The 25,893-nt window shown below is 33.3% G+C and carries 29 protein-coding genes and 3 tRNA genes; 23 read left to right on the top strand and 9 right to left on the bottom strand.

The window, feature by feature from the left end; translation table 11 throughout:
• Positions 1 to 199: 199 nt before the first annotated feature.
• The 3 genes from PF572_04305 to PF572_04315 form a co-directional block, all read right to left on the bottom strand.
• Positions 200 to 273: transfer RNA gene (locus PF572_04305), tRNA-Arg, on the bottom strand.
• 73 nt (positions 274 to 346) lie between these two features.
• Positions 347 to 1,057 carry a methyltransferase gene (locus PF572_04310; protein ID MDA3840287.1) on the bottom strand — a complete coding sequence of 237 codons (711 nt, stop codon included), beginning with the start codon at positions 1,055 to 1,057 and terminating at the stop codon, positions 347 to 349.
• Entirely contained in the window at positions 1,058 to 3,202 is a 2,145-nt protein-coding gene (locus tag PF572_04315; protein MDA3840288.1) for a RecQ family ATP-dependent DNA helicase, read from the bottom strand. It lies immediately after the preceding gene.
• A gap of 153 nt (positions 3,203 to 3,355) precedes the next feature.
• On the opposite strand from PF572_04315, the gene PF572_04320 reads away from it, so the two are divergent.
• Positions 3,356 to 4,384, top strand: a complete 1,029-nt coding sequence (locus PF572_04320) for an AI-2E family transporter (GenBank protein MDA3840289.1) — start codon at positions 3,356 to 3,358, stop codon at positions 4,382 to 4,384.
• A 241-nt stretch (positions 4,385 to 4,625) separates the two neighbouring features.
• Here the strand turns inward: PF572_04320 and PF572_04325 are convergent, their stop codons facing one another.
• The 5 genes from PF572_04325 to PF572_04345 form a co-directional block, all read right to left on the bottom strand.
• Entirely contained in the window at positions 4,626 to 5,459 is an 834-nt protein-coding gene (locus PF572_04325; GenBank protein ID MDA3840290.1) for a bifunctional 5,10-methylenetetrahydrofolate dehydrogenase/5,10-methenyltetrahydrofolate cyclohydrolase, read from the bottom strand.
• On the bottom strand, positions 5,459 to 6,706 hold the full coding sequence (locus tag PF572_04330) for a serine hydroxymethyltransferase (protein ID MDA3840291.1): 1,248 nt from the start codon (positions 6,704 to 6,706) through the stop codon (positions 5,459 to 5,461). The genes PF572_04325 and PF572_04330 overlap by 1 nt, the downstream gene beginning before the upstream one ends.
• Positions 6,707 to 6,871: 165 nt before the next feature.
• Positions 6,872 to 7,504 (bottom strand): hypothetical protein, encoded by a 633-nt coding sequence (locus PF572_04335; GenBank protein ID MDA3840292.1) that lies wholly within the window; start codon positions 7,502 to 7,504, stop codon positions 6,872 to 6,874.
• Between the two features lie 11 nt (positions 7,505 to 7,515).
• Positions 7,516 to 8,217 (bottom strand): DNA alkylation repair protein, encoded by a 702-nt coding sequence (locus tag PF572_04340; GenBank protein ID MDA3840293.1) that lies wholly within the window; start codon positions 8,215 to 8,217, stop codon positions 7,516 to 7,518.
• 1 nt (position 8,218) lies between these two features.
• Complete coding sequence (locus tag PF572_04345) at positions 8,219 to 9,829, bottom strand: tRNA uridine(34) 5-carboxymethylaminomethyl modification radical SAM/GNAT enzyme Elp3 (GenBank protein MDA3840294.1); 1,611 nt, start codon at positions 9,827 to 9,829, stop codon at positions 8,219 to 8,221.
• A 136-nt stretch (positions 9,830 to 9,965) separates the two neighbouring features.
• Here PF572_04345 and PF572_04350 point away from each other — a divergent pair, with 136 nt between their 5' ends.
• The 16 genes from PF572_04350 (at position 9,966) to PF572_04425 (ending at position 21,085) form a co-directional block, all read left to right on the top strand.
• On the top strand, positions 9,966 to 11,102 hold the full coding sequence (locus PF572_04350; GenBank protein ID MDA3840295.1) for a hypothetical protein: 1,137 nt from the start codon (positions 9,966 to 9,968) through the stop codon (positions 11,100 to 11,102).
• Between the two features lie 11 nt (positions 11,103 to 11,113).
• A complete protein-coding gene (locus PF572_04355; GenBank protein ID MDA3840296.1) occupies positions 11,114 to 12,481 on the top strand; it encodes a phosphomannomutase/phosphoglucomutase in 1,368 nt (455 codons plus the stop codon).
• 11 nt (positions 12,482 to 12,492) lie between these two features.
• Positions 12,493 to 13,245, top strand: coding sequence for a thioredoxin domain-containing protein (locus PF572_04360; protein MDA3840297.1), 753 nt, complete (start codon positions 12,493 to 12,495; stop codon positions 13,243 to 13,245).
• A gap of 1 nt (position 13,246) precedes the next feature.
• Positions 13,247 to 14,407 (top strand): FprA family A-type flavoprotein, encoded by a 1,161-nt coding sequence (locus tag PF572_04365; protein MDA3840298.1) that lies wholly within the window; start codon positions 13,247 to 13,249, stop codon positions 14,405 to 14,407.
• 11 nt (positions 14,408 to 14,418) lie between these two features.
• Positions 14,419 to 14,952, top strand: a complete 534-nt coding sequence (locus tag PF572_04370; GenBank protein MDA3840299.1) for a rubrerythrin family protein — start codon at positions 14,419 to 14,421, stop codon at positions 14,950 to 14,952.
• Positions 14,953 to 15,018: 66 nt separating this feature from the next.
• Positions 15,019 to 15,396: a desulfoferrodoxin gene (locus PF572_04375; protein ID MDA3840300.1), complete on the top strand. Its 378-nt coding sequence runs from the start codon at positions 15,019 to 15,021 to the stop codon at positions 15,394 to 15,396.
• Between the two features lie 21 nt (positions 15,397 to 15,417).
• Positions 15,418 to 15,537 carry a desulfoferrodoxin FeS4 iron-binding domain-containing protein gene (locus PF572_04380; GenBank protein ID MDA3840301.1) on the top strand — a complete coding sequence of 40 codons (120 nt, stop codon included), beginning with the start codon at positions 15,418 to 15,420 and terminating at the stop codon, positions 15,535 to 15,537.
• A 264-nt stretch (positions 15,538 to 15,801) separates the two neighbouring features.
• The gene (rplS, locus tag PF572_04385) at positions 15,802 to 16,125 is read left to right on the top strand and encodes a 50S ribosomal protein L19 (protein ID MDA3840302.1); all 324 of its coding nucleotides are present in this window, start codon (positions 15,802 to 15,804) and stop codon (positions 16,123 to 16,125) included.
• A 47-nt stretch (positions 16,126 to 16,172) separates the two neighbouring features.
• Positions 16,173 to 16,256: transfer RNA gene (locus PF572_04390), tRNA-Leu, on the top strand.
• Positions 16,257 to 16,441: 185 nt separating this feature from the next.
• Positions 16,442 to 16,515, top strand: a tRNA-Val gene (locus PF572_04395).
• A 707-nt stretch (positions 16,516 to 17,222) separates the two neighbouring features.
• Positions 17,223 to 17,768 (top strand): hypothetical protein, encoded by a 546-nt coding sequence (locus PF572_04400; GenBank protein MDA3840303.1) that lies wholly within the window; start codon positions 17,223 to 17,225, stop codon positions 17,766 to 17,768.
• Between the two features lie 28 nt (positions 17,769 to 17,796).
• Positions 17,797 to 18,048 (top strand): hypothetical protein, encoded by a 252-nt coding sequence (locus PF572_04405; GenBank protein MDA3840304.1) that lies wholly within the window; start codon positions 17,797 to 17,799, stop codon positions 18,046 to 18,048.
• Between the two features lie 181 nt (positions 18,049 to 18,229).
• Positions 18,230 to 19,315 carry a glycosyltransferase family 4 protein gene (locus tag PF572_04410; protein MDA3840305.1) on the top strand — a complete coding sequence of 362 codons (1,086 nt, stop codon included), beginning with the start codon at positions 18,230 to 18,232 and terminating at the stop codon, positions 19,313 to 19,315.
• 417 nt (positions 19,316 to 19,732) lie between these two features.
• Positions 19,733 to 20,161, top strand: a complete 429-nt coding sequence (locus PF572_04415; protein ID MDA3840306.1) for a hypothetical protein — start codon at positions 19,733 to 19,735, stop codon at positions 20,159 to 20,161.
• A 17-nt stretch (positions 20,162 to 20,178) separates the two neighbouring features.
• Positions 20,179 to 20,613 carry a helix-turn-helix domain-containing protein gene (locus PF572_04420; protein ID MDA3840307.1) on the top strand — a complete coding sequence of 145 codons (435 nt, stop codon included), beginning with the start codon at positions 20,179 to 20,181 and terminating at the stop codon, positions 20,611 to 20,613.
• Positions 20,614 to 20,638: 25 nt separating this feature from the next.
• Entirely contained in the window at positions 20,639 to 21,085 is a 447-nt protein-coding gene (locus PF572_04425; protein ID MDA3840308.1) for a hypothetical protein, read from the top strand.
• Positions 21,086 to 21,352: 267 nt separating this feature from the next.
• Here the strand turns inward: PF572_04425 and PF572_04430 are convergent, their stop codons facing one another.
• Positions 21,353 to 22,174, bottom strand: coding sequence for a carbohydrate kinase (locus tag PF572_04430; GenBank protein MDA3840309.1), 822 nt, complete (start codon positions 22,172 to 22,174; stop codon positions 21,353 to 21,355).
• A gap of 677 nt (positions 22,175 to 22,851) precedes the next feature.
• On the opposite strand from PF572_04430, the gene PF572_04435 reads away from it, so the two are divergent.
• From PF572_04435 to PF572_04460, 6 genes are all read left to right on the top strand, one after another.
• Complete coding sequence (locus tag PF572_04435) at positions 22,852 to 23,373, top strand: hypothetical protein (protein ID MDA3840310.1); 522 nt, start codon at positions 22,852 to 22,854, stop codon at positions 23,371 to 23,373.
• A 115-nt stretch (positions 23,374 to 23,488) separates the two neighbouring features.
• Positions 23,489 to 23,653: a hypothetical protein gene (locus PF572_04440; GenBank protein MDA3840311.1), complete on the top strand. Its 165-nt coding sequence runs from the start codon at positions 23,489 to 23,491 to the stop codon at positions 23,651 to 23,653.
• Positions 23,654 to 23,735: 82 nt separating this feature from the next.
• On the top strand, positions 23,736 to 24,302 hold the full coding sequence (locus PF572_04445) for a hypothetical protein (protein ID MDA3840312.1): 567 nt from the start codon (positions 23,736 to 23,738) through the stop codon (positions 24,300 to 24,302).
• Between the two features lie 21 nt (positions 24,303 to 24,323).
• Complete coding sequence (locus PF572_04450) at positions 24,324 to 24,695, top strand: hypothetical protein (GenBank protein MDA3840313.1); 372 nt, start codon at positions 24,324 to 24,326, stop codon at positions 24,693 to 24,695.
• Between the two features lie 313 nt (positions 24,696 to 25,008).
• The gene (locus PF572_04455) at positions 25,009 to 25,341 is read left to right on the top strand and encodes a hypothetical protein (protein ID MDA3840314.1); all 333 of its coding nucleotides are present in this window, start codon (positions 25,009 to 25,011) and stop codon (positions 25,339 to 25,341) included.
• Between the two features lie 150 nt (positions 25,342 to 25,491).
• Positions 25,492 to 25,650 (top strand): hypothetical protein, encoded by a 159-nt coding sequence (locus tag PF572_04460; GenBank protein ID MDA3840315.1) that lies wholly within the window; start codon positions 25,492 to 25,494, stop codon positions 25,648 to 25,650.
• Positions 25,651 to 25,893: the final 243 nt, after the last annotated feature.

Consider the following 25,893-nt stretch of genomic DNA (forward strand, 5'->3'; position numbering starts at 1 on the left):
ATATTGTCATTGTGCACCCGGCAGGATTCGAAGGGGTGAACCCCAACAAACCAATCGTAAATGTATAGAATATTTCCAAGGGTTATTGCCTGGAAGCAATGCTTTCTGATTTTCTTATATTTATCACACACACGGCTTTTCATCTACCGCATACTCACTTGTTTTCTCAAACAGCAGAGCTGTTTAAAAAAAACAACTGTGCACCCGGCAGGATTCGAACCCGCGACCCTTTGGTCCGAAGCCAAATGCTCTATCCAGCTGAGCTACAGGTGCATTTTAAAACAAAAACCCCTACCTGGAGCTAAAAATATGTTAACATGTGAATTAAAATAAATCAATACTTTCGTTAAAGGTCAGCAATAATATAAAAATTGAATTTATCTTTATATAATTTTTCGATTTTAAAACCAGCTTTAGTAAATATTGATTTAAGCTCTCTTTTTGTGAAAGCATGGTAATATCTATGCCCCGTTGTTTTACCAGAACTATCTTTCCAGTCGAAAATTATATCACCAAAATCAAGGTTATTTTTCCCTAAGTATTTTAATAAAAAAGTTTTGTAGATTAATTTTCTGTATTTAGGGATTTCCCACATATTCCAGTTCGAAAATATTATTCTCCCGCCCGGGTTTAAGGTATTTTTCAAACCTCTAATTAAATTAATTCTTTTTTCTTCAGTGGGAATATGTTGAAGGATGGCAATAGCAAAAATATAATCATATTTTGATGGGATATTATTCTTTTTGAAGTCAAATGTATTTAGGTTTAGAGCATCTCCTACGCTAAATGAATTGCCAGGGTGTCTTTCTTTGGCTAATTTTATTAATTTTTCACTTTGATCAATTCCATAATAATTTACTTTTTTATCAAAGGCCTCTATTAGTCTTCCATTTCCGCAACCCAAGTCAAGCATAGTCGAATCTTCCTTAACTGTGTTCGCTAGGTTTTTTAATTCAGGCCAAATATACTTTTTCCTGGTTTCAGAAAAGTGCTCTGCTACATCTTCGTAATTATTTTTCACTATTTTTAGTAGTTCTTTTTCTGTTTCTCTTTTCATTTATTTTAAACCTGCAAGAGTTAACTTAATTTCAGTCCAGCTAAATCCATCTCCTAATTTTTCTTTTATTGGACTTAGTTTATTTTTGCCTAGTTTTTTGTAGACTTCTTTTATCTCTTTTTGTTTTTTGTGATCAATAAATTTATCTATATTTATTTCGACTCCATTCTCTTGCAAAAAACAAAGATGGGCAACAATGGTGTCCGGTTTTAAATTCCTGGTCATCGCCATTTCGTCTATGTCCATATTTGCTTTATATAAATCAAGAGTTTCAAATTGAGTGAGCTTTGTGCTCAGGTCAGCACCAGCAACAGGAGTTTTAAATTCTATCTCCCTAACTTTTTCCCGTGCTGAGCTTGTCGAAGTATTTTTAGGGTAACTATTTGACCAGTCTTTTTTGTATGTCACCTTATATTCTTTTTTTATTATCTTAGAGCTACTTAGACAAATATCACATTTACCACAGGAGTAATCATTTGTATCGCCAAAATATTCTAGAATATATCTTTGTCTGCAAACATCTTCATAAACATATTCTTCCATTTTATCTAGTTTGTCATAAGCTTTTTTGGATTTCTCCTTTAGATAGCTAAAATCAATATCAAGTTCATCGTGTTCCACTCTTTTTAGGATTTTAATTTCTGTCCCCCTAAAAGGTGGATTGTATTCTATTAAATCAAGTTCAGATAATTTTTTAACAGCTCTTTGCAATGAATCTTTTTTTTCATCAATTATACCAGCAATCTCTTCTAGATTTAGATCCCAACCACTAATCAATTCTTTCTCAAATCTATCTTTTAGTTTGTTTAGAATCCTGAGTTGGACTTTTGCTCTTGTTCCGACTTTGTCAAAAATTCTATCAAATGATTCGAGTAATCTTAAAAAGGCACTACTAGTTTTTTCGTTTGAACGTCTAATATATCCTTCATTCTCTAGTATTTTAATGCTTGTTCCTATTGCCATTTCTGGAACATCTTCTGACAGCATTTTTTTTATTTCTGAATATGTGATAAGAACAGTATCTGTTTCATAGTTTTTAAGAACTTCATAAACTTCCTCGACTACACAAGGGGACGGGTTGTCACCCTTGATAAAAAATTCACGTAAATATCTATCAGATGCAGAATAAAGTAAAAGGCAATAAGAATCTTTTCCATCCCTGCCAGCACGCCCAGCTTCCTGATAATAAGCCTCGACTGTTCCTGGTAAATCGTGATGGATTACAAAACGAATATTTTCCTTGTCTATTCCCATTCCAAAAGCATTGGTTGCGACTATTACTTTAAATTTACCATTCATAAACTCTTCTTGTACCCACTTTCTGCTCTCTTGATCCATGCCAGCATGATAGGAAGCTGCCTCAACTCCTCTTTCCAGGAGTGCTTGCACTATTTCGTCTGATTTTTGTCTTGTGCCAACATAAATTATTCCAGATTCATCTGATATTCCTTCGACGGCATCCATAATAAGCTTTGTCTTCATGTTTTTGGCAGTATTAAAAACACCAAACTGAAGATTTGGTCTGGCAAAACCGGTGATTATTATTTTCGGGTCAGTCAGGCTAAGTTGTTTGGAAATATCGTCCTTTACTTCTGGAGTGGCTGTTGCGGTTAGTGCTATCACGGGAGGATTTCCAAGTTTTTCAATAACGGACCCCAATCTTTTGTAGCTTGGTCGAAAATCATGGCCCCACTGTGAAATACAGTGAGCTTCATCAACAGCAAAAAGGGCGACCTTAATGTCCATTATCATTTCCGTGAATTCTCTATTATTAAATCGTTCAGGAGCAATGTAGACAATTTTGTATGCTGAGTTTTTTATATCTTCAATCCTTTTATCAGTCTCTGTTTGGCTAATAGAACTATTTATAAAAGTAGAGGGAATGCCATTGGCTATCAAACTGTCAACCTGATCTTTCATTAGGGAGATTAATGGAGAGATAACTAAAGTAATACCGTCCAAGACTAGTGACGGAAGTTGATAACACAAAGACTTACCACCCCCGGTTGGCATTATTACTACTGTGTTTTTTGCATCTAGAACATTCCTAATAACATCTTCTTGGCCAGTTCTAAGATCTTTATGGCCAAAATGAATTTTTAGAAGCTCTATAGCACTTTTTAATTTATTGTCAGTATCCGACATATATATAGTTTTTATTTGCTTGCTCTTCCAATAATATATCAAATATAGTTATTAGTAAACATAAGTTCATTTTGCTCCCTATATAGTAATTTTACTTGAAATACCACAGTTTTGTGATAGTATTTACTTATAAATATAAATAGAGCTAAAATTATGACTATATCAAAATTCGCAAATATTTTATTATCGATGATAATAATTTTCTACATTTTAATAATTGGAAAATCACTCCTTCTTCCCTTGGTAATAGCTATTGTGATGTGGTATGTGATTTTAGCTTTTTCAAGCTATTTTGAAAAAATAAAAATAGGGACTAAAAATGTTCCTCACTTTTTAGCTTTAATTCTTTCTTTCTTTGTTTTAGGTTTAGTGCTCTGGGTTATCGTTTCAATCTTGCAGTTTAATATCGGGAAAATGATTGTGAAGGCTCCTGAATATCAAGAAAAAGTTTATCTTCTCTTGTCCTCATCTCTCGCTTGGTTTGGAGTGAGTGAAATACCGAGTATCTCAAACATTATCGAAACACTTAGCTTCTCAAGCCTTCTTGGTTTTATGACTGACCTATTCACTAATTTAGCGGGTTATGCTGGCATGGCTCTGATTTATTTAGTATTGATATTTTTGGAGTATAAAATATTCAACAAAAAGATTGAAAAATTTTTAAATAATTCTGAAAAGTATTTTAAGTTTTGTGAAGTGATAAAAAAAATTGATGCAGATATCAAGACATATGTTTCCATTAAAACAGGGATGAGTCTTTTAACTGCTATTTTGAGTTACATTATTCTTATGGTAGTCGGTATTGATTTTCCTCTTTTTTGGGCAATGTTGATTTTTGTTCTAAATTATATTCCGACCATTGGTTCTATCATTGCCGTTACCTTTCCCTTGATTCTTTCTTTGGTCCAATTCCCGACATTTACGCCCTTTGTTGTGTTGTTGATTTTGTTGATTTTAGTGCAAGTGGCGGTGGGAAATATTATCGAGCCAAAACTTATGGGCAAGAGTCTCAATCTAAGTCCTCTTGTTATTATTCTTTCCTTGGGTCTTTGGGGAGCGATTTGGGGAGTAGTTGGAATGTTTCTCTCTATCCCAATAATGGTAATAGTAAATATAATACTTGCTAAACTTCCGAAGACGCGAGGTTTAGCTATAATGTTTTCGGCGAATGGGAAGGTGTAGGGTAAATATACTTCTCAGAAATAAAATGAAAACAAATTGTATCTAATCTATAAATAAAAACGTCACAGTTCTCTGACAAGAGACTGTGACGTGGCGAAAAAAAGATTATTGAAGAAATGAAAAAAGTTAAGTTTACAGACTGGTTTGAAGGTTTAAGGAGAATGACCTATAAAAAACTATAAAAATAAATACGACCCACCTAATTTAAAATTAAAAAGGTGGGTTTTTTATTTCTTAAGTTCTATATTTTTCGTTTAAAGCTATTTAGAGTATTTTGAAAGGTCATTGCTATTGTTAATGGACCGACCCCTCCTGGGACTGGAGTAATGTAGGCGCAGTGGTCTTCAACATCTTCGAAGTCGACATCACCTTTTACTGCTTTCCCTTCTTTAGTAATACCTATATCAATAATAATTGCGTCTTTTTTTATCAAGTTTTTTTTAATAAAATGAGGTTTCCCTATTGCTGAAATTAAAATATCAGAACTAGATGATGTTTCAACTAGTTTTTTATTATCGACTTTAATACTTTCACATTGAGCACCTTCAGTATTTAGAAGATTAGCCAAATTATCACCAAATATTTTTGAATTGGAAAGAATGCAAACTTTTTTGTTTTCTAGGTCACAGTTTATATCACCTAGCATTTCAAGGACTGCCCCATAAACTGGCGGCATATGGGTTGCTTCACCTTTTTTTAGTAAAGCTAAGTTCTCAGAATGAAAACCATCGACATCTTTTTCCGGTAAAATTGTATTTATTATTTTATCAGTGTCTATGTGTTTCGGAAGGGGAAGCTGAACAAGAATTCCGTCGATCATTTTGTCATTGTTCAAAAAATTAATTGTATCTATCAGTTCTTCTTCCTTTGTTCCGCTCGGCATTTTATAAAGATGAGTATCAATACCAACCTTTTTAGCCTCACGTTCTTTTAGATTTACATAGAGCTCTGAATCCGAGCGACCTTTTATTAAGATTATCGCTAAATTTGGTCTTTTACCAATTTTAAAAACTTCTTGAGTAATTCTATCTTTTATTTTATCGGCAATTTTCTTGCCATCGATTAGTTGTGACATTATTTTGAAGTAGGTAGAGGAAATTTTTTGCTCAATTTCTCTACATCATTTTTTATTGTTTCTAAATATTCTAGGTTTTCTCTATCTTCAATTGAAGCATTAATCCATTTTGCAATTTGTGTCATTTCGTCTTCTTTCATCCCACGAGTTGTTAGGGCAGCGGTTCCAATACGAACTCCTGACGGATTCATTGGCGGATTTGGGTCATTGGGAATAGTCGAACGAGAAACAGATATTCCAACATTTTCTAAAATAACTTCCGCTTCTTTTCCAGATACACCTTTTGAATTCATATCGACTACGATTAAATGATTATCTGTCCCACCGGATATTATTTTATATCCAAGCTTTTTCATTTCATCAGATAATTTTTTTGTATTGATAATTGTTTGTTTAGCATATTCCTTAAATTCTGGTTGCAAGGCTTCTAGAAATGAAACTGCTTTAGCTGCAGTTATATGGTCGTGTGGGCCACCCTGCATGCCTGGGAAAACTGCTCTATCTACTTGTTTGGCAAATTCTTCCTTACACATTATCATAGCACCTCTTGGCCCCCTAAGCGTCTTGTGAGTAGTGGTTGAAACTACGTCAAATATTGGAACTGGATTTTTCATAACTCCTCCGGCGATTAGTCCAGCGGTGTGTGCTATATCGGCAAATGTGAAAGCACCAACTTCGTCTGCTATTTTTTGAAAACCTTCCCAGTCAATTTCTCTTGAATAAGCTGAATACCCAGCTACTATCATTTTTGGTTTTTCGGCTCGGGCTAATTCAGCTACTTTTTCCATATCTATTATTCCTGTTTCAGAATCAACTTCATATTGAACAAAATTATAAAGCATTCCAGAAAAGTTAACTTTATGGCCATGAGAAAGATGTCCGCCGTGATCAAGTTTAAGGCCCATTACTTTATCACCTGGTTTTAAGAATGCCATATAGACGGCAGCATTGGCAGGGGAACCTGATAGGGGTTGGACATTAACATGCTCAGCTCCAAAGAGTTTTTTAGCTCTCTCTTGTGCCAATATTTCAACTTCGTCAATAACTTGATTTCCCCCATAATATCTTTTCCCGGGATATCCTTCTGAGTATTTATTATTAAGAACACTAGCCATTGCTTCAAGAACAGCCGAAGATACATAATTTTCCGAAGCAATCATTTCTAACTCGTTTTCTTGTCTTTTTTCTTCCTTTTTTATAATAGACAATATTTCCGGGTCAACAATATTCAAGTTTTTATAATCCATATAATTTGCTCCCTGCCCGAAGTACTACATCGTTGCAGGCGGGTTAATAATAAGGCCAAAATGGCAACCTAGTTGAAGGGTAATTTAATATTAGGGGAAATTTTGGTGATTGTCAAAAACAAAAAAGAACTTTATTAAAAATTCTTTTTTGTTTAAATATTGAAACTATTTAGTTTCTTCTCTCTTTTCCCTCTCTTTTCTTAATTCCCTTTTTCTGTCATTAATAAAATTATCAAGTTTTTCTCCCTCTAAATTACTATATTTTCTTGTTATTTCAATATTTGCAATCCAGGCTTCAGCCACCTTTAATAAGCCAAGGTCAAGGGCCTCTTTAAATTTATAAGTTTTGTTGATTTTAAAGTTTTGCTCTAGAGTTTCTCTCTCTTCCTCTGTTATTTTTTGGTCAATAGTTTCTGCTATTTTGCCTTTATATTCTCCAAAATACTTTTTATATTTTTGGATTCTACCATCTTGGCTTCTTGGGTCAGAGCATGATTCAATTGCTTTTTTAGCGTTTGGCTCATCATTGGCTTCACAAAAATATCCAAGAAAACCTCTTTGTATGATATCTTCCCAGTGCTCATCATCTCTAGTAGAGCTAAAAAATGCTTCTATTAGTATATCTCTCTCTTCTTCGCTGCAGGACAATAAATTGTCTTTTAATACCTCGTGATTTTTTATTGTTATGAGTTTTCTTTCAATCTCTATGTTTTCAATATGTTTGTTTGCCTCTTTTAAGGCTTCAACCACCTCAGAAATATTTTCAAATGGCTTTAACTCTTCATTTTCATCATGCATAAAATTATTAGTTATTTTTTTAAATATTCTTTTCTTATTTTATCAGGAAATTTCTCAATTGCATATCGGAGCATTACTCTTGGCATTTGATTTTTGAATTTGTCTAGAAATAATTTTAAAGTTTTTTCATCTCTTTTTCCAACCTCGCGAAGCATCCAACCACAGGCTTTGTGAATTAAATCCTTGTCATCATTCAATAAGAGCTCAGAAATAGTGAGAGTGTCAAAGAAATCATTGTTTCGTATAAAGCTAAAAGTTGAAACAATGGCTATCCTTCTTTCCCAGAGATCTTTTGATCTAGCTAGTTTATATAAAGTTTTTCTATCCTTGCCTCCTAAATAAGTACCGACAATATTGGGAGCGGATATGTCTACCAAATCCCAGTTGTTAATATTCCTTGTATTATCTAGATAAAAATTGTAAATTTCTTTTTTTTCTATGTCTGAAGATTTTTTGAGCTTATCACAAAGAATTACAAGGACAATTGCTCGGTGATCGTGAATTTCACTATCAAAGAGTTCTTGGAGCTCAGGAAAACTTAAATCTGCGTACTTTTTTGCAGTTTTTCTTAAATCAGGTGTTTTAATCCCCAAAAAAATATCACCCTCTCCATATTCGCCAACAGCTGTCTTAAAAAAGTTTTCAACTACTTTTTTTGTTTTTGGGTTTGAAAGTTTTTTTAATTCTTCCTTGAGACTTGAAACAGTGGTCATATTAAAGATTTTTAATCATATAAGTTTTTGAAAGTTTATATCCAAACTTTTTATAATAAGCTCTTACTCCAATACCAGAGATAATGGCCATTTTTTTGTAGCCGTTTTCTTTTGCTATCTTTTCTGCTTCCTTCATTAATCTTTGTCCGAGACCGGAATGTTGGACATTTTTTTTGTTTCCAACTGCAACTAATTCACCATAGACATGAAGCTCTCTTATTATAGCAAAATCTTTCATGAATTTGCTAGTGCTGTTTTCTTCGTTGTTTAAACGAAGTCTTAAAAAAGCAAAAAGATCTTTCCCACTTTCGGATGTATAAGAAATGAAAAACTCTTTTCCTCCGGAAGCGTCGTATCTCTGAATGTTCAATTTAGCATCACTTAATTTGTATTGCTTGTCTTTTATTTCTCGACAACGAATGCAAGAACATTTAGCTCCTTGGTCTTTCATTATTTGTCTTAGGTTTGTGATTAAATTCCCAGCGACAATTGACTCTCCAGGGATATCTCGAATTAGTCTTATTATTCTGACATAGCTAGGAATAAATTCCTTGCATTTAATAATCAAACCTTGTAACTGTTCATCTGTATATGGTTTATATTTTCCATCTTTCCACCAGCGATAAAGAAGACTTCCTTTAGTAACAACAGTTGGATAGAATTTTATTTGGTCTGGCTGATAATCAGAATTAGTAAAAAGTTCTTGAAACATTTCGAAGTCTTTTTTTGGAGTAGCACCAGGAAGGCCAGGCATTAAGTGGTAAGTTATTTTAAAACCATGATCACGAAGCATTTTTGTAGCTCGGATAGTTTCAGAATTGCTGTGCCCTCTTTTGTTTAGTTTTAAAATCTCATCATCAGTTGTTTGTACTCCCAATTCTACCCTAGTGCAACCTAAGTCACGCATTTCTAAAACTTCAGCTTCATTTATGTAATCCTGTCTTGTTTCTAGCGTTAGACCAATAATTTGATATTTAGTTTTCTCGTTTCTTTTTTGCTCAGAGTGAAGAGCTTCTTTTAGTTTAATAAGTGAAGAGTTCTCGGTTAATATTTTTTTCTTTGGAGCTTGACGATAATAATCATTAGCAGCTCTAAAGATTTCTTTGATGTACCAATATTTATATTTAGCTGAAAAATAACTCCAAGTTCCACCTATAACAATCATCTCAATTTTTGTGGGGACGTGTCCATTTGCCTCTAGGGCCTTTAATCTAAATTGAGTTTGAATATACGGATTATAGTTACAGCGTATAGCTCTCATTACAGCTGGTTCATTGGAGAGGTAGCTTTGAGGAACATCTTTTTCAGTAGGGCAATAGGCGCATTTCCCAGGGCATGGCCAGGGTTTGGTTAAGACAGCAACAGGGGCAATACCCGACATCGTTCTTATGGCTCTTTTTCTTAAAATTTTTTCAAAACTTAAATTTTCTTTAATAATTTTCCTCTTTCTTAATTTAGCGTAGCTTTTCAGAAGGTCAGAATTCGTTGGTATTTCAATTTTTAACTCTTTGGCAATCTTTCTTTTTTCATTCATTAAAACATCCTTTGAAACAATATTTTTGCTCAAAAGTTCTTTTATTATGTAATCAGTTTTGTCTAACTTATTATTCATCTTTTAACTTTTATCTTTTATCTTTTAACTTATATCAATAGACCATAAAAAAAATATAAAGTCAATCAGTTTTGCTAGGGTTTGAGCAATTTTTGGTCTTGTTATTAGGACTCAAGTCTAATATAATGGATATACTATGAAGAAAGTAATTTTGGCAATTTTATTTATATTTTTATTACCAAGCACAGTTTTTGCTTATGAAAAAAGAAGTGGTGATTTTGTAAACATTCATTCTGATGAGATAGTAGAAGGAAGTCTTTTTGTTAATGCAAATATTCTTGATATAGATGGAATTGTTAATGGAGATGTTCTTTGTGTTTCTCCAAAAGTAGAAATTAGTGGAACAGTGAATGGTGATATAATTTGTGCTGGTGAAAATTTTAACATGTCTGGAACCTCAACTGGTGATATTCGTCTAGTTTTTGGAAGTGCAAAGATTGACGGAGTTGTCGAAGGGAATACCACTGTTGTCGCTGATTATCTTGAAGTTCAAGATACAGCTAAACTTGGTGGAGAGTTTTTTGTTTTAGCGAATGAAGCTAAGTTGGCCGGTGAGGTAGAGAGCGATTTATATGGGTATGTTAAAAAAGCGAGTATTTCATCTTTTGTTGGTGGTAATATTTCAATGAGACAAGGAAATGGTTTTTTTTCAGACGGAGAATTCGCAGAGTTTAAACTTTTGAGTGGTGCTACTGTTGATGGAGATTTTAATTTTAAATCTAGGCAAGAACCTATTTTAGAAGATGGCGTTATTGTAAATGGTGAAGAAAGAAAAACCATAACAAGTGACAAAAAAGAAAATTACTCTGGAGATATTTTTTGGTCTTTTGTTTTGATTTTTTCAAATATTTTGATTGCCCTTGTTTTGATCGCTTTGTTTAAAAACTTTGTGAATTCAGTCTCAGGAATTATTAAAAAACAAACTGTAAAATCTTTGTGGTTAGGGATTCTTGCTTTTCTGCTTATTCCGATAAGTATTATTTTGCTTTTACTAACAATGATAGGAATTCCGTTAGCTATAATTTCATTATTTATCTTCTTGGGCATAGCGTTAATAAGTAAATCAATTGTTTCAATTGTTCTAGGCGAGAAAATTCTAGAATTACTAAGAAGTAAAAAGAAATATTCTCTAAACATAAACGCCGTTGTCGGTGCTATCGCTCTATATTTTCTAATAGCAACTCCGTTTATTGGATCATTTATTTCCTTTTTAAGTATAGTGTTGGTTTTGGGAGCCGTGCTACAATATTTTAGAACCAGCTTAAGTAAATAATTTTTATTACAATGAATATAAATCCAGGAATATTTAAAGCCTATGATATCAGGGGAGTTTACGATGTAGACTTCGATGATGATGTGGCCTATAAGATAGGACTAGCTTTTGGAAAAATGCGCCAAGAAGAAACAGGCAAAAAAACAAACATTAAGGTATTAGTAGGAGCTGACATGAGATTGTCCTCTCCAGCCCTAAAGAAAAGATTAATTGAAGGATTTCTTGATGCTGGTTGTGATGTTACTGATGGCGGTTTACTTTCAACACCAACTTTTTATCACTCAGTTGCACACAATGGTTTTGATGGGGGAATCTTAGTTTCAGCCTCTCATAATCCAGGTGAATATAATGGCTTTAAAATAGTTCGTGAAAGAGCCATTCCTTTTAGTGGAGATACAGGAATGACAATCTTACGTGATATGGTTTTGGAAAATAAATTAGAGAAAGCAGAGAAAAAGGGAGAGCTAAAAAAATATGACAATTATTTGTCAGAACAAATTAAGCATGATCTCACTTTTGGAAAACTAGATTCAATAAAACCACTAAAGATTGTTATCGATCCTGCTAATGCTATGGGGATTTTATTCTTTGATGAACTATTCAAATATATTCCAGGAGAATTTATTAAAATCAATTGGGAATTGGACGGAACTTTCCCAGCTCATGAAGCAGATCCGCTAAAATCAGAAAATCTTGAACAGCTGTCGAAAAAAGTTCTAGAAGAGAATGCTGACTTAGGCATTACTACTGATGGTGATGGTGATAGAATATTTTTTGTAGACAATAAAGGGGTTCCTGTTGAGCCAGGTATAACAAGAGCGATTCTTTCGGAGATCTTTTTGAAAGAAAAGCCAGGATCTAAAATTGCCTATGATATTAGGCCTGGGAAAATAACAGAGGATACTATTATTGAAAATGGTGGAACACCTATTGTGACAAGAGTTGGCCATTCCTTGATAAAAGAACAAGCATTAAAAGAAGGAGCTTACTTTGCGGGAGAATCATCAGGACATTTTTTCTTAAATATGGAAGATGGATGCTACGAGGTACCTGTAATTGTGACCTTAAAAATGTTAGAAAAAATTTCTGAGATAGATATTCCGTTTTCTGAATATGTAGAAAAATATCAAAAGTACTTTCATTCAGGTGAAATAAATTCTGTTGTTGAAGATAAAGAAGCAAAGATTGAAGAAATAAAAAAAACATATAAAGATGCTAAGCAAAATGAATTGGACGGTATCACAATAGAATATCCAAACTTTTGGTTTAACGTGCGACAATCAAATACTGAGCCTCTTTTAAGATTAAATTTAGAAGCCAGAACAAAAGAAATAATGGAAGAAAAAAGAGATGAAGTTTTAAAAATAATTAACTTATAACAAATAAATATATGCAAAAAAATGAAAAAGTTGCTTTTACAATGGGGCTGTCTGTTGGTGTAGCTCTAATCTCTCTAGTGGGGGTTATTGTAATTGGAGGGCTATATGTAAAAAGTAACGGTCTTTCTGTGGCTGTTGATAAAAAAGTAGAAAATAAAGAAATTGCAGTTAAGCAAAATGAAAACGTTGCAGTCGCGAAAGATACAAATACTAAAACTAGTCTAAATAGTGCCAAAGAATTAAATATAGCAGGAGAGAAAGTAAATGGTGTTTGGACTAGAGGAGATAAGGATGCTCCAGTGACAATAGTTGAATTTTCAGATTATCAATGTCCATATTGCTCAAGGCATCATGAAACAATGAAGCAGGTTATGGAGGCTTACCCTGGGAAAGTAAAATGGGAGTATAAACATTTTCCACTTGATTCAATGCATCCGTATGCAAGAATAGTAGCAGAAGGTGCTGAGTGTGCTGGGGATCAAGATAAGTTTTGGGAATATACAGATCTTTTGTATGCAAACCAAAAAAGCATAAATAGCGAGATTGTTCCTCAGTTAGCTACACAACTAAGCCTAGATATGGATGATTTTACCACCTGTATAAGTTCAGGAAAATATAAAGAAAAAGTAGCAAGTGATTTGGCAGAAGGACAGGCTAAAGGAGTTAGAGGTACTCCAGGTAATTTTGTGAATGATGTTGAGTTAAAAGGAGCTGTTCCTTTTGAACAAATGAAAGCCGCGATTGATAAAGAATTGAATAAATAGAATGGAATATTTAAAAAATGGAGTTAGCTATGTTGGGGTAAATGATTTTGATAGAAAAATTTTTGATGCTCTTCTTCCTCTTCCTTACGGAACTAGTTATAATTCATATTTGATTGAAGGGTGTGAGAAGACTGTCTTGATTGATACCGTTGATTTTGCAAAATCAGAAGAATTATTAAAAAATTTGAAAGGAGTTAAAAAAATTGATTATATAGTTTCCAATCATGCCGAACAAGATCATTCAGGTTCAATAAAGGTAGTCCTAGATAAATATCCTGAAGCTCGTGTTTTGACAACAGCATATTGCAAAAGCATGTTAATGGACTTGCATCATATAGATGAAACTAAGTTTGAATTAGTTACTGAAAATGAAGAAGTTTCTCTGGGAGATAAAACATTAAAATTTATATTTACGCCTTGGGCTCATTGGCCTGAAACTTTTTCAACATATTTGATGGAAGATAAGATTTTATTCTCATGTGATTTTTTTGGAGCACATTTTGCTAGCGATGAATTGTTTGTAGGAGACGAAAAAGAAGCTCTGAAAAATGCTAAAGTATATTTTGCTGAAATAATGATGCCTTTCAGAGAAATATTAAAAAGAAATTTAGAAAAGGTAGAAGAATTGGAGCTTGAAATAATCGCGCCAAGTCATGGATTGATTCACAACAAGCCTAGATTAATACTAGATGCATATAAAAGTTGGCTATACGATGAACCCAAAAACAAAGTTTTAATTCCTTACGTTTCTATGCATGGAAGCACGGAAGTTTTAGTTAGGGATTTAGAATCTAAATTAAAGGACAATAATATTGAAGTAGCTGTTGTAAATTTAGAAAAAGAAGATTTGGGAGTAGTGGCAGAACATTTGGTTGATTCAAAATTTTTGATTCTAGGCGTACCGACACTTTTGAATGAAGCACATCCTGTCGTGACAATGACTGCTAGTATTATTAGAATGTTGAAATCAAAGATGGGACATGTTGGTATTATAGGTTCATACGGATGGGGAGGGAGAGCTATCGAAAGTATTGAAAATTCTTTGGAAGGTTTATCTGTTGAATATTTTGAACCAATTTTGATTAAAGGACTTGCACGCGAGAACGATTTAGAGCTAATTACAAAATTAGTTGAGGATATAAAAAAAATAATTAATTATTAAAATAAAAAACTATGAATAATCTAGGAGAAAAAACTAAAAAAAATCTTGAAGAAGCTTTTGCTGGTGAATCAATGGCTAGAAATAAATATGATTACTATGCTAGTGTCGCCAAAAAAGCAGGTTATGTTCAAATCTCAAATTTTTTTCAAGAAACAGCGCTAAATGAAAAAGAGCATGCTAAACTTTGGGCAAAATATTTAGGTCTAATTGGAGAAACCGAACAAAATTTAAAAGATGCAGCTGAAGGAGAGCATGAAGAAAATGTCGAGATGTATCCTAGAATGGCGAAAGAGGCCAAGGAGGAAGGACACGATGAGTTAGCGGAATTATTTACAAAAGTTGCTGATGTAGAGAAAGCGCATGAAACAAGATACAGAAAACTTTTGAAAAATATTGAAGATGGGGTTGTTTTTGAAACAGAAGAAGAAATAATGTGGAAATGTAACAATTGTGGTTATATTCATGTTTCAAAAAAAGCACCAGAATTTTGCCCAGCCTGTAACCACCCTCAAGCTCACTTTGAGAGAAAATGTGAAAATTACTAATTAATTAAAATAGTAAAAAGTAGTTGGTATATAATTTATCCTGAATACTAGATACTAAAGTTTTCTATGACAAAAATAAACGAAATATATAAATGTGAAATATGTGGGAACATTGTTGAAATTAATCACGGAGGAGCAGAGGATCTCGCTTGCTGTGGTGAGGAAATGAAAATACTGGATGGAAACACCGTTGATGCTGCCCTTGAAAAACATGTTCCAGTTATTGAAGAAACAGAAGATGGCGTTATAGTAAAGGTTGGTGATGTCGAACACCCTATGGTTGAAGAGCATTATATAGAATGGATTGAAGTTTTGTTTGAAAATGGTAATTGTAAGAAGTTTTTAAAGCCTGGAGACAAACCTGAGGCAAGGTTTAAAATTAAAAAAGAGAATATTCTTGAAGCTAGAGAGCATTGCAATTTGCATGGTCTTTGGAAAAAGTAATTAATTTGTAAAAATAAAACTATGACAAAAGAAAACGAAGTATATAAATGCGAGATTTGTGGGAATGTAGTAAAAGTAATGGAAGTGGGAGCAGGCGAGTTGGTCTGTTGCGGTGTTCCTATGATTATTCAAGAAGACTAGATTTAATACCAAGATTAAACAAAAAGAGGTTATTTATAGCCTCTTTTTGTTTGTATTGACAAAAGTCCTATATTATTATAATATTTCTAAAGACTTAAAGAAAAAGTGAGTAGAGCCAATGGTTCTATTTTTATATTTAAAAATATGAGTGAAGTAAAAACTGAAGATACAACTGAGGAAACAACAGACGCAACTGCAGAGGTTGTTGAAGAAAAAGCCAGTGAAGAAGCTGGTGAAAAAGAAACTTTTCAAGAAGCTGAAAAAATGAATTTTGCCACCGATTTAAAACCGGGGATGACTATTCGTGTTTATCAAAAAATTAAAGAATTGAACATCAAAGGAGAAGAGAAAGAGAGAGTTCAATATTTTGAGGGAATAATTATTGCAAAAAAACATGGATCAGAAGTTGGCGCAACAATTACTGTTAGAAAGATTTCTAATGGAGTTGGCGTTGAAAAGATTTTCCCATTAAACTTGCCTACAATTGATAAAATTGAAATTAAGAAACAGGCTAGAGTAAGAAGAGCAAAGCTATTTTTCTTAAGAAGAGGATACAAGAAAAGATTCAAAGAAACAAAACTAGATTAGTCTGGATAGCGTGTCCTAGTAAGGGGCGTCTTTTACGAAAAACATACGCCGCAGTGCTGGAATTGGTAGACAGGCCAGCTTGAGGGGCTGGTGTTCGTATGATCGTAAGGGTTCAAGTCCCTTCTGCGGCACAAAAGAGAAAATTGTTTTGAGCGCGTGCGAGCGCGAAATACTTTTCCACATCGAAGATGTGGTAAAGTGCAAGTCCTCTCATCCGCACCCACCTTGCGCCAAGGCCACAATTGACAAGCGATTATGAGACATGATGGTTTTTGGAGAATAGTAGGGCCTGCCCTACGAAGCTTTAGCGAAGTAGGGACGCATAGCTCAGCTGGTTAGAGCACTTCGTTTACACCGAAGGGGTCCAAGGTTCGAATCCTTGTGCGTCCACAATATAAAACAACTCCCAAGTGGGAGTTGTTTTATATTGTGGAAGGATAAGATATGAAGAATCTTGATGTGTGATAAGTAATCGGAAATTTGGAGATGTCGCTTCTAGGCAAAAATAGTAGGAAATATTGTAAACATTTACGATTGAGTTGTTGGGGCTCGCCCCTTCGAATCCCCGCCCGACATGCAAGATGAGCTTGCGAGTCGTTGCGGGCAGGCTTGTGCGTCCACAAAACAAAAGAAACTGAATAAATTCAGTTTCTTTTGTTTTTAGAGGCATCTATAGAGTACCCTATGGGGTACTCTATTATTTTGTATAACAGTTGTATTAATAAATAAATTGAAAACTAAATAAAAAAAGTAAATATAGTTATACTGTAACTATTCCAAAGGAAATTATTGAAAAGTATGGATTCCTGTCCGTCTTTGGAAGAGAAAGTAAAACAGAAGTAAACCATTGGAGATAAAGGGAGAGGTGGTCTTGAAGTAAAAGATTGGTGGAGAATGTAGACTCCTGTATAGGAACTATTGTGAATGCAAGAAACAAGACCTGACCCCAGAAGTTCCAGAAGTTCCAGAAGTTTGAAGGTAAGCGTTATTTTCTGGGCCGTCCAGCAGAAGCTTTTCAGGCTATGAGAAATTTGGGATTGGGTATTTCGAATAGTAATTTTGAGAATTTATAGAGGTAGATAGTAAAAAACATATTAATGCAAAAAACAAGACTTGACCCCAAGTACCTTCTTTGTTTTATTTCAATTAATGCGAATGCAGTCTATCAGGGAGACATGTTTGCTGACTACGAAACGATCTGGTATTATCAAAACTTAATAGAAAATGAAACCACGAACGTTGATGTTACTGCATTTGTTTATACTTCAACTATTTCTCAAGTAAGGTTTGCCCCTAATACGATAGGAACATGGAAACTATCGTTGACAGGGACTAATCCTTTTTGGTATGCTCTACCCAGCGGTGCGGTTGAAGTGGCATGGAAGGACTCCCAAGGGGACGACCTGTGGCATGTTTTTACCGTTGAAAATGTGTTGTACGGGGTTTTTACCAACATTACGCTCAATAGCGGGAGTGCGAGCATCTCTTATCGGATTCGACTTGCTAACCAAGCAGATGTTCCTGGGTACATATCAGCAACACCTCTATTTCTTCATGCCAAGACTTCTTATGAAAAAGAAAACCAAAAAAAGCTTAATAGCCGCATTTTTATTCTTGTTTTTTGGAGCTATAAACATTTTTAATGCAAAGTTTTTTGTCGAGCATGGCTACATGCCGATTACTGAATATTTCCAATATGTTTTATTCCCGGTTAATTTTATTGTTTCAATGATTGCTAAGATCGCCTACGGTGGTTTTCCATTGCTTTTGGAGCCAATCATGATTGGAAGATTTCTTGGGATAAATATAATTGGAATTATTGGGTTTTTATTAGCACTCTCATATTACTATTTTTTATCGCATCTTTTGTTCCTACTTATTGTATTTTTAAGAAAGAAATTTAAAGAGTTATTTATGAAATAATGCAAATGGTTTATTCAATTTTTTATATTACCAGTGCGATGTTGTATAGATCGCCTGGGGCTAAATCAGAATAACGCAATAGTAGTTCTTTACAAAAGCAGTCATATATAAACGTAGAATAAAGAAAATTAAAAACCAGGGGAAAATAACACAATTAAAGTAAGCAGAAATTAGTAAAAATATGGATAAAAACAAAACTAAAATATTATTTATAACAAGAAACCGAAGTAAGCGCGGTGGGCATGTTGTTTTAGTTAATCTTGTGTGTGAATTAAGAAAACAAGGTTATGATACAACCCTCACAACTTTTAAACCTGAAGGTGAGATTGATTTTCCTGACTGTGAGCGACTATGGAATGGGGTGAATCCAGATATAGTCACTATTCCATCATCAGAAAAATATGACGAACAGATTTTGATATACACCAAAGAGGCATCAAGATACCTTAAGAATAATATTGATAAATACGATAGGGTTGTTTTGGATAGTTGGCACATTGCCCACGCTGCTATAAAAGCGGGCGTTATTTCAGATAAGGTTTTTCATTTTGTACAGAGCGACCCCGAATTTACTCCAGAGGATAATTCTAAAATATGGAAAGCTGAATTTTTCTCATTACTACCTCTGTATAAATCCCAGAAAATTTTTGTTTCTAACTCTTTGGCTCATTTGTTTCAAAGTAGATATGGAGTTAAGGGCGATGTCTTGAATTTGTTTATTGATGAGGAATATTTTAGGGCGAAAAAAAAGGTGGAGAAAAGAAGTACCATAAATATAATATCCTCTTCTGCTGATTTTAATATGCCAGAAAAGGGTCTTGACGTCCTTCTCGAAAAACTTAGTCAGTTCAATTCATTCCCATTCAAGTTGACCCTTGTAAGTGGACGACCAATTAAAAAAGATTTAATTGGTTTTCCTTTTGAAATTACTGAAACATCGTCTCAGGAACCAAAAGAAATGGTAGAGCTATTTCTAAAAAATGACGTATATATTAATACTTCTACAAATGAGTCTTTTTGTCTCGTTCTTGCCGAGGCCCTTGCTGTTGGCATGCCGGCTATTGCACTCGACTCAAATGGCAATCGTGACTACATGGATGGCTCTAATGCTATTTTTATTAGAGATGCGAATATGTTTAATGATGGATTACCTAAAATGGCAGATTATGAATTTAGGGAAATATTATCAAGAAATGCGAAAAACAGTATGGTTAAATATAAAATTGAAAACACTGTAAATCAGTTTAAAGAAATTATTGGTATATAGCATGAAAACAAACTAGATGATATTCTTTGTTCCAATCACGTCGTAGTCCATTAAAAGGAGGCTCCGACGTTTTTAATTTGATGCCTTAAACATAAAAACACCCCACATTACTTATGGGGTGTTTTATTTCTCCACATTGCTTTGTCAAAACAAAAAGCGTTGACGGTATGTTGACGGAAAGTGGTCTAAATTAGATATTTTCTAAAAAGTGCTCTTATCGTTTCGAATCCTGCCTGCCGGCAGGCAGGCTTGTTCGTCCACAATAATAATTCACAATTCAAGATTTATATCGTTAAATTATTTTCATTTAACTGGTACCTGACTCCGCTAGCCCCTTGACAGGATTATACCCTATGAGGTATAATCATATTAAAATTACAAACAAAAAATATGAAGATATATCTGTACTGTAAGAATATGAAAACTGGGGAAATACCAACTTTTTATTTTATATTAAAAAGATATGGAAAAAATTTTTGTTTTACTGACCGAATAGTAAAAAAAGAACTCATTGGTCGCATTTTACCAAGATGGAAATTTGCTAAAGATAAAAAGGGTATTCCAGAACATAATATATTAAAAAAACAAACTGGCTTTGATTTTATTGAAATTCACGCCAGGAACGGTGAAGAATTGTTGAGGTTCCCATACTTTTTAGACTCTGTTAACAAAAGAATAATTATTTTAACTGGGTACAGTAAACCATGGAATTATGACGATGGAGATAAAGATTCAAGACGAGTTGATAGAGATAAAGAAGAAGCACAAAAATATTACGATGATTATAAGGAAAATAGAAACAAAGCTTTAATAATCCCTAAGTCTTATAGTAATATAATCGGTTAATAATTAATATTTATTATATGAAAAATTATTCAAAAAAATATAACAACATGGTTAGTATTGGGAATTCAAAAGAAATAAAAGAGTCTTTTGATTTGGGCATGTTCAGACTTCGGCTGTCTAATACAATATTTGAAACAAGAAAGAAAAATGATATGAGCCAGAGGGAGTTAAAAGAACTTGCACAAACAACACAAAGAATAGTGTCTGATATTGAAAGTGGGGAATACAATATGGGAGTAAATTTGTTGTATAAAGTTTTTAAGGCATTAAACAAACCGTTAGTTGTAGACAATGTTGATTTAATCACGGGCGAAACAATCTTTTTCGCAAAGTGTTATTTTATTGATATTTCTAAAAAAACAAGTGAGACTAAAGAGTTCTATCTTGAGGGGGTTAATAGTATGCAAGAGAATTATTCCGGGAAACTTCTTAAAACAAACTACAATAAATAATAATTATTATAAATAAATTAAAAATATGAAACATGTTTGGTCAATTTTATGTCAAAAGTCTATGATAGACCAGGGGACAAATGCTCTAAGCTTGATTGACACCCTTGAAGAAATTCAAGTTGGTGTAGAAAAAGACAAAAAAACAGACAAGATTACACTACAAGGATTATCCTATGATTTGGTGAGCTACATTGTTCGTGATAATGAAAAAATAGCTGAAAGGGGTGAAATAAATATTAATCTCATTGACCCCAGAAAGAAAGTGATATCAACTTTTAAGCAGAATTTTGAGATGGCAAAAGGGATAAAAAGAATGAGAGTACAAATGAAATTTAATGGTCTGACTATTTCATCAAAAGGAAGATATGTCTTTGAGGTTGAGCTTAAGGGAGGTAAAGACAAAAAATTTAGCAAAGTAACAGAACTCCCCCTTGATGTGGAAATAAAAATAATTGAAAATATTAAATCATAATTCATATCAAGATTGTCATTTAAAAACCCCGATAATATTTCGGAGTTTTTAAATATATATTTCTCTGTACTGCTTTGTCAAAACAAAAAGCGTTGACGGTATGTTGACGGAAAGTGGTCTAAATTAGATATTTTCTAAAAAGTGCTCTTATCGCTTCGAATCCTGCCTGCCGGCAGGCAGGCTTGTTCGTCCACAATAATAATTCACAATTCAAGATTTATACCGTTAAATTATTTCCATTTAACTGGTACCTGACTCCAGGCAGTTTTATATTGCTCCAGTTTGTGAGGATATTTTTGCGCCTAACTCGTTGGCTATGGTGCAGGCTTTTTTAATATCATTGTTGAGTAGATAGTCTGATAAAAAGCCTGCGCTAAAAGCGTCGCCAGCTCCTATAGTATCTATAACTTTTGTTTTAATTCCAGGAAGTTCAATCTCTGAGTTATTATTATATGCTAGACAACCATTTTCACCGCGAGTAATAATGACAACTTCAAGCAAAAAATCATTTATTAATTTTTTAGCCAGAGCTTTAGAACTATATTTTTCTCGGTAGAGGATGGTATTTAAATATTCTGCTTCATTATTATTTAGTTTAAGGAGGGAGGAGCGTTTTAATGAATCAGTAATGATTTTTTTTGAAAAATAATTTTGTCGTAAATTCAGGTCACAAAAAACATGTTTGGTATTTATTGTTTCTAGTAAAGAAAAAAGAGTATTACGAGACCTAGGTTGACGTTGGGAGAGGGTGCCAAAACAAAAGCAGTCAAATTGTATTTGGGAAATATTTTTTAAGAAGTTTTTATCCAGCACTATATTGTCATAGGCCGTATTCGCAACAATATCATAACTAGGGAGGCCATTATTATCAACCTCGACATTAACTAAACCCGTTTGATGAGAGTTGTCAATTTGAATAAAATCAGTTTTTATTTGAAGTTTTTTTATTTTTTCTAATGCATCATGTCCATATTGGTCCTTACCTACATTTGAGATCAAAAAAACAGTTATATTTTGTTTAGCAAGATGAGCAGCTAAATTTAGGGGAGCACCACCTAAGTAGTGTTTCCCATGAGTGTTTGGGGTCAAGTCTTGTATTTTGACTTCTCGCCTCGTCTCAGTCTCTCAAAAAAGCTGCGACTTTTTTATTTTTTGGAAATATTTTTAGAGTCCTCTATAGAGTACCCTATAGGGTACTCTATTTACTGAACAAATATTAACGACCTGCAAAAAAGCTCCACACACAGTATGGAGCCAGCTGGTCTGGCTGTTTTGTTGATCTGTGGAGTTTTAGTGGTTAATACATAGGTATTAATTAGAAATTTATTTAAAATAATTATCGTTAAATATTTTGCTTAATTATACAAAAAGTCAAAATACAAGACTTGACCCCATTTTACCATTATTGATAACAGAATAAGTAGAAAAGCAATTGTTTTTCGGAATTGTAATACTTTCTTGATGTTCATTTGTGTAAAGTGATTTGTTATTCGCCAGCTGGCGGATCGCAATGACAAGAGGAGAGGGAAAATATCTGTGGGGTTTCTGGATTCTCAATCGAGTTGAGGATGACAAAAGGAAGGGATGTTTTTTATTAATCTGATGCTGGGCAGTTTGTGGCTTTTCGGAAGCCGGCTTTTTGGGCTTCTGCTTCGGTGCAGAAATAAAGATAGTTAAATATATGTTGTAATAAAGTACCCCAAGTACCCCTCGAAGCGATTGAGTAAATTTGGTATAATAGGTAATGTAAAACATAATGCAAATTTATGGTAAAAAAGAAATATATTATTACATTCGCAGGACCTGTAGGCAGTTCCAAAACTCCAATCAGCAACTACTTGAGTACTAAACTTGGTTTGCCAGTTTATAATAATGATTCTGTGAGAACAGAGGTTTTAGAGGATTTAGGTGAGTACAATGAAGATGAATTTTTAAGAAGAAGGGATGAGAGAATTAAATATATTTTGGAAGCAAGAAAGTCATTTATCCTCGATGTTAGTATTGATAGAATTTGGAAAGAATACAAAGAAAAAATTAAGGAAATGGGATATGAAATTTTTATTATAAGTTTAGATTTGAGTAAGGAATTTTTAACTAAACTATATAAAATAAAGGGATATTTCGAATCTTTAGAAAAAATAGATGAGAATATGAATGATCATAAAATATTTTTGGAAAATTTTTCAGAAGAGATATCTATAAGCATAGATGATAAAAATTTCCTCGATAGACTAGATAAATCACACAGGGCTATACAGAAATGGGTTTCACCTGACAACATGGACTAGCATTGTCAAAACTCTGGAGTAAAATAAAAAAATATCTATCGGTATTTTTTGTTATAGTAACCAATTTTAATAGAGTACCCTATCGGGTACTCTATTTTTGTGCTAATATATTAATATGAATAAAGATATAATAAAATTGAATAAAAAAAGTGAGTATAGTTATACTATAACTATTCCTAAACATCTTATCGATAAATACGGTTGGAAGGCTAAGCAGAAGTTGACCATTGAAGATAAGGGGAGAGGATCACTTGAGATTAAAGACTGGCGAAGGAAATAATACGACATTAATTACTATTGATGTCGTTTTTTTAATATTTTGATTGAGAAAAGTTGCATAATTATAATAGAGGAGGCTTGCTATGAAGATGATATTTTTGCTACTTTTGTTAACTATTGTTCCTTGTAAAATTAAAGCTGAAGAAAATCGAGACTTTGAGATAGGCGCAAACAACATTTATTGGCAGGAAAAATTTCATGAAAATTTAAGCAGGGTTGAACCAGAAAATCCGAAGTACTCTTTGGTGTTTAAAGCATTTTTTGACATGATACGTAAACACAATCCTCCAATAGATAGGTTGGCTCATTGGGCTGGTGAAAATCTAGGAACTTTTATGCCTTCTGGTATTATTTCTTTGAAAAAAGATGGAGAAATAAACCATAAAAAAATAAATGTTAATATTTTTAATGGTGGAGATGAAAAAAAGAAGATGGAGGAAGTCCAAAAAAAAGAAACTCTATTGTTTGAATACGAATTGGTTCCAATAGTGCATTCTCGTGGCAAACTTGGTTTGCGTATTAACTTCAAAAAGATTGTCGGCAAAATTAATTTTTCTTGGGAAAATAGATTGGAAGATTATAAAAGAACAGAGCAAGAAGTTTCTAGGTATCATACTTCAAGTATTTTGTGGGCTAGTTTTTACTTCTAGGGTTTTAGGAAGGAGGATGATATGAAAATAAGTTATTTAGTGATTATTGTTTTTCTTTTTTGTGTCTCTTTTTCTTTTGCTTCGAAATTGAATGATAATTCTAATTTGGTTTATTACGCCAATAATGGAGCAAGGGTTATGGACGAGTACTTTTCAAAATACTGGGACATGGATAAAATAATTATACTGGATGTTCAAACAGCTAGCCCTGAAACAGGGCATTTACCAGTATATGATGTTTTCCGTTGTTATGCCTTTGAAGCAAAGGGTGGAACACAGTTAATATCTTCAGGATCAAAAGCAGAAGCTTTTTATTATTTGATTTTTATTTCAGAAGGGAAGGATTATCGAATATATCTCGACAAAGAGTTGAATGAAATATTCAGAATGTAATTCAATTGCATATTTGAAAACAACGCAGCACAATAGTGCTGCGTTTTCTTTTGATTATTTAGAATAAAGGATGAAAGATAGATCTGACTTCAATGATTGAAAAAAGGTACCTGACCCCTTTTCTTTTCTGACCCCTTTTCTTTTTGACCCCTTTTCTTTTTGACGAGAGACTGTGACGGGGCGAAACAAGCCCGGAATGACGGGAAGTGGTATTGTTTTATTGGCTTGCATTTTTCATTGTACTAGTATAATGTGACATTAATTAATATTCGCTGTTTTAAAATTTATAATCACTTCGAATGGGAGGTAAAAAATGAAATATCTTGGGAATGAAAAGGGGTTCACTCTTATTGAATTAATTAAGTTTATTGGATATTTTGCAGGTTTCTTTGTTGTTTTTGGGTTAATTGGTGGCTTTGTGATGGGGAATTTTTGGGTTGGTGAAGAGTCTGCTTTAAAGGCAGTACAACATACTAACTCTTCACAAAAAACTAATCCTCCAATAACGAAAGTTACTAACTTAGACCGAAATATTTGGGCTAAGAGTAAGGCATATGTGGAAGATTCGGAAGGTAATCGAAAGATATATTATATTGATTCTTGTCTTATGCAGAACAAAGTGGCTACTCAAATTATTGAAAAATGAAATTAACAAGAGGAGGTCCTTATGCCAAAATTTCTTAAGTTCATGATCTTCGCTCTTTTTATTATCGCCTTATTGTTACCATTTTTAGTATAAAAACTTTTTAAGGAGATTGTTATGATGAATAAAAATGGTTTTACTTTGATATAATTAATGATTGTAATTGCGATTGTTTCGATATTGACATCAATAGTTATTCCTCAATATGCAAAGTGGAAAGGATCAGACAATAAACATGTTGAAAAAGTTGAAAAAAAATCAGCGGCTGAAATGCCTGATAGTGAAAACAGGGATATTATCAAAAAGTTGTAAAATTAATGAGCATGCTACGGTATGCTCATTTTGATTTTGTTGAGAATAGATAAGGTTACGGATAGAGATAAAAGGGGTCAGGTACCTTTTACTTTTCATCCCGTCGCAGTCTCTTGAAAGAGGACTGCGACGTTTTTATTTTAGAAATATTTTTAGAGTCCTCTATAGAGTACCCTATAGGGTACTCTATTATTTGGAATTAATTTGCTGTGTACAAAGAGATTGCTTTTCCGCCAGCTGGCG

The organism is Patescibacteria group bacterium (assembly GCA_027858235.1).
Classification (GTDB): domain Bacteria; phylum Patescibacteriota; class Patescibacteriia; order Patescibacteriales; family BM507; genus BM507.

Coding starts and splice junctions, on each gene's coding strand:
- PF572_04310 (MDA3840287.1), bottom strand. CDS start 1,057: ATGAAAAGAGAAACAGAAAAAGAACTACTAAAAATAGTGAAAAATAAT.
- PF572_04315 (MDA3840288.1), bottom strand. CDS start 3,202: ATGTCGGATACTGACAATAAATTAAAAAGTGCTATAGAGCTTCTAAAA.
- PF572_04320 (MDA3840289.1), top strand. CDS start 3,356: ATGACTATATCAAAATTCGCAAATATTTTATTATCGATGATAATAATT.
- PF572_04325 (MDA3840290.1), bottom strand. CDS start 5,459: ATGTCACAACTAATCGATGGCAAGAAAATTGCCGATAAAATAAAAGAT.
- PF572_04330 (MDA3840291.1), bottom strand. CDS start 6,706: ATGGATTATAAAAACTTGAATATTGTTGACCCGGAAATATTGTCTATT.
- PF572_04335 (MDA3840292.1), bottom strand. CDS start 7,504: ATGCATGATGAAAATGAAGAGTTAAAGCCATTTGAAAATATTTCTGAG.
- PF572_04340 (MDA3840293.1), bottom strand. CDS start 8,217: ATGACCACTGTTTCAAGTCTCAAGGAAGAATTAAAAAAACTTTCAAAC.
- PF572_04345 (MDA3840294.1), bottom strand. CDS start 9,829: ATGAATAATAAGTTAGACAAAACTGATTACATAATAAAAGAACTTTTG.
- PF572_04350 (MDA3840295.1), top strand. CDS start 9,966: ATGAAGAAAGTAATTTTGGCAATTTTATTTATATTTTTATTACCAAGC.
- PF572_04355 (MDA3840296.1), top strand. CDS start 11,114: ATGAATATAAATCCAGGAATATTTAAAGCCTATGATATCAGGGGAGTT.
- PF572_04360 (MDA3840297.1), top strand. CDS start 12,493: ATGCAAAAAAATGAAAAAGTTGCTTTTACAATGGGGCTGTCTGTTGGT.
- PF572_04365 (MDA3840298.1), top strand. CDS start 13,247: ATGGAATATTTAAAAAATGGAGTTAGCTATGTTGGGGTAAATGATTTT.
- PF572_04370 (MDA3840299.1), top strand. CDS start 14,419: ATGAATAATCTAGGAGAAAAAACTAAAAAAAATCTTGAAGAAGCTTTT.
- PF572_04375 (MDA3840300.1), top strand. CDS start 15,019: ATGACAAAAATAAACGAAATATATAAATGTGAAATATGTGGGAACATT.
- PF572_04380 (MDA3840301.1), top strand. CDS start 15,418: ATGACAAAAGAAAACGAAGTATATAAATGCGAGATTTGTGGGAATGTA.
- rplS (MDA3840302.1), top strand. CDS start 15,802: ATGAATTTTGCCACCGATTTAAAACCGGGGATGACTATTCGTGTTTAT.
- PF572_04400 (MDA3840303.1), top strand. CDS start 17,223: ATGCAAAAAACAAGACTTGACCCCAAGTACCTTCTTTGTTTTATTTCA.
- PF572_04405 (MDA3840304.1), top strand. CDS start 17,797: ATGCCGATTACTGAATATTTCCAATATGTTTTATTCCCGGTTAATTTT.
- PF572_04410 (MDA3840305.1), top strand. CDS start 18,230: ATGGATAAAAACAAAACTAAAATATTATTTATAACAAGAAACCGAAGT.
- PF572_04415 (MDA3840306.1), top strand. CDS start 19,733: ATGAAAACTGGGGAAATACCAACTTTTTATTTTATATTAAAAAGATAT.
- PF572_04420 (MDA3840307.1), top strand. CDS start 20,179: ATGAAAAATTATTCAAAAAAATATAACAACATGGTTAGTATTGGGAAT.
- PF572_04425 (MDA3840308.1), top strand. CDS start 20,639: ATGAAACATGTTTGGTCAATTTTATGTCAAAAGTCTATGATAGACCAG.
- PF572_04435 (MDA3840310.1), top strand. CDS start 22,852: ATGGTAAAAAAGAAATATATTATTACATTCGCAGGACCTGTAGGCAGT.
- PF572_04440 (MDA3840311.1), top strand. CDS start 23,489: ATGAATAAAGATATAATAAAATTGAATAAAAAAAGTGAGTATAGTTAT.
- PF572_04445 (MDA3840312.1), top strand. CDS start 23,736: ATGAAGATGATATTTTTGCTACTTTTGTTAACTATTGTTCCTTGTAAA.
- PF572_04450 (MDA3840313.1), top strand. CDS start 24,324: ATGAAAATAAGTTATTTAGTGATTATTGTTTTTCTTTTTTGTGTCTCT.
- PF572_04455 (MDA3840314.1), top strand. CDS start 25,009: ATGAAATATCTTGGGAATGAAAAGGGGTTCACTCTTATTGAATTAATT.
- PF572_04460 (MDA3840315.1), top strand. CDS start 25,492: ATGATTGTAATTGCGATTGTTTCGATATTGACATCAATAGTTATTCCT.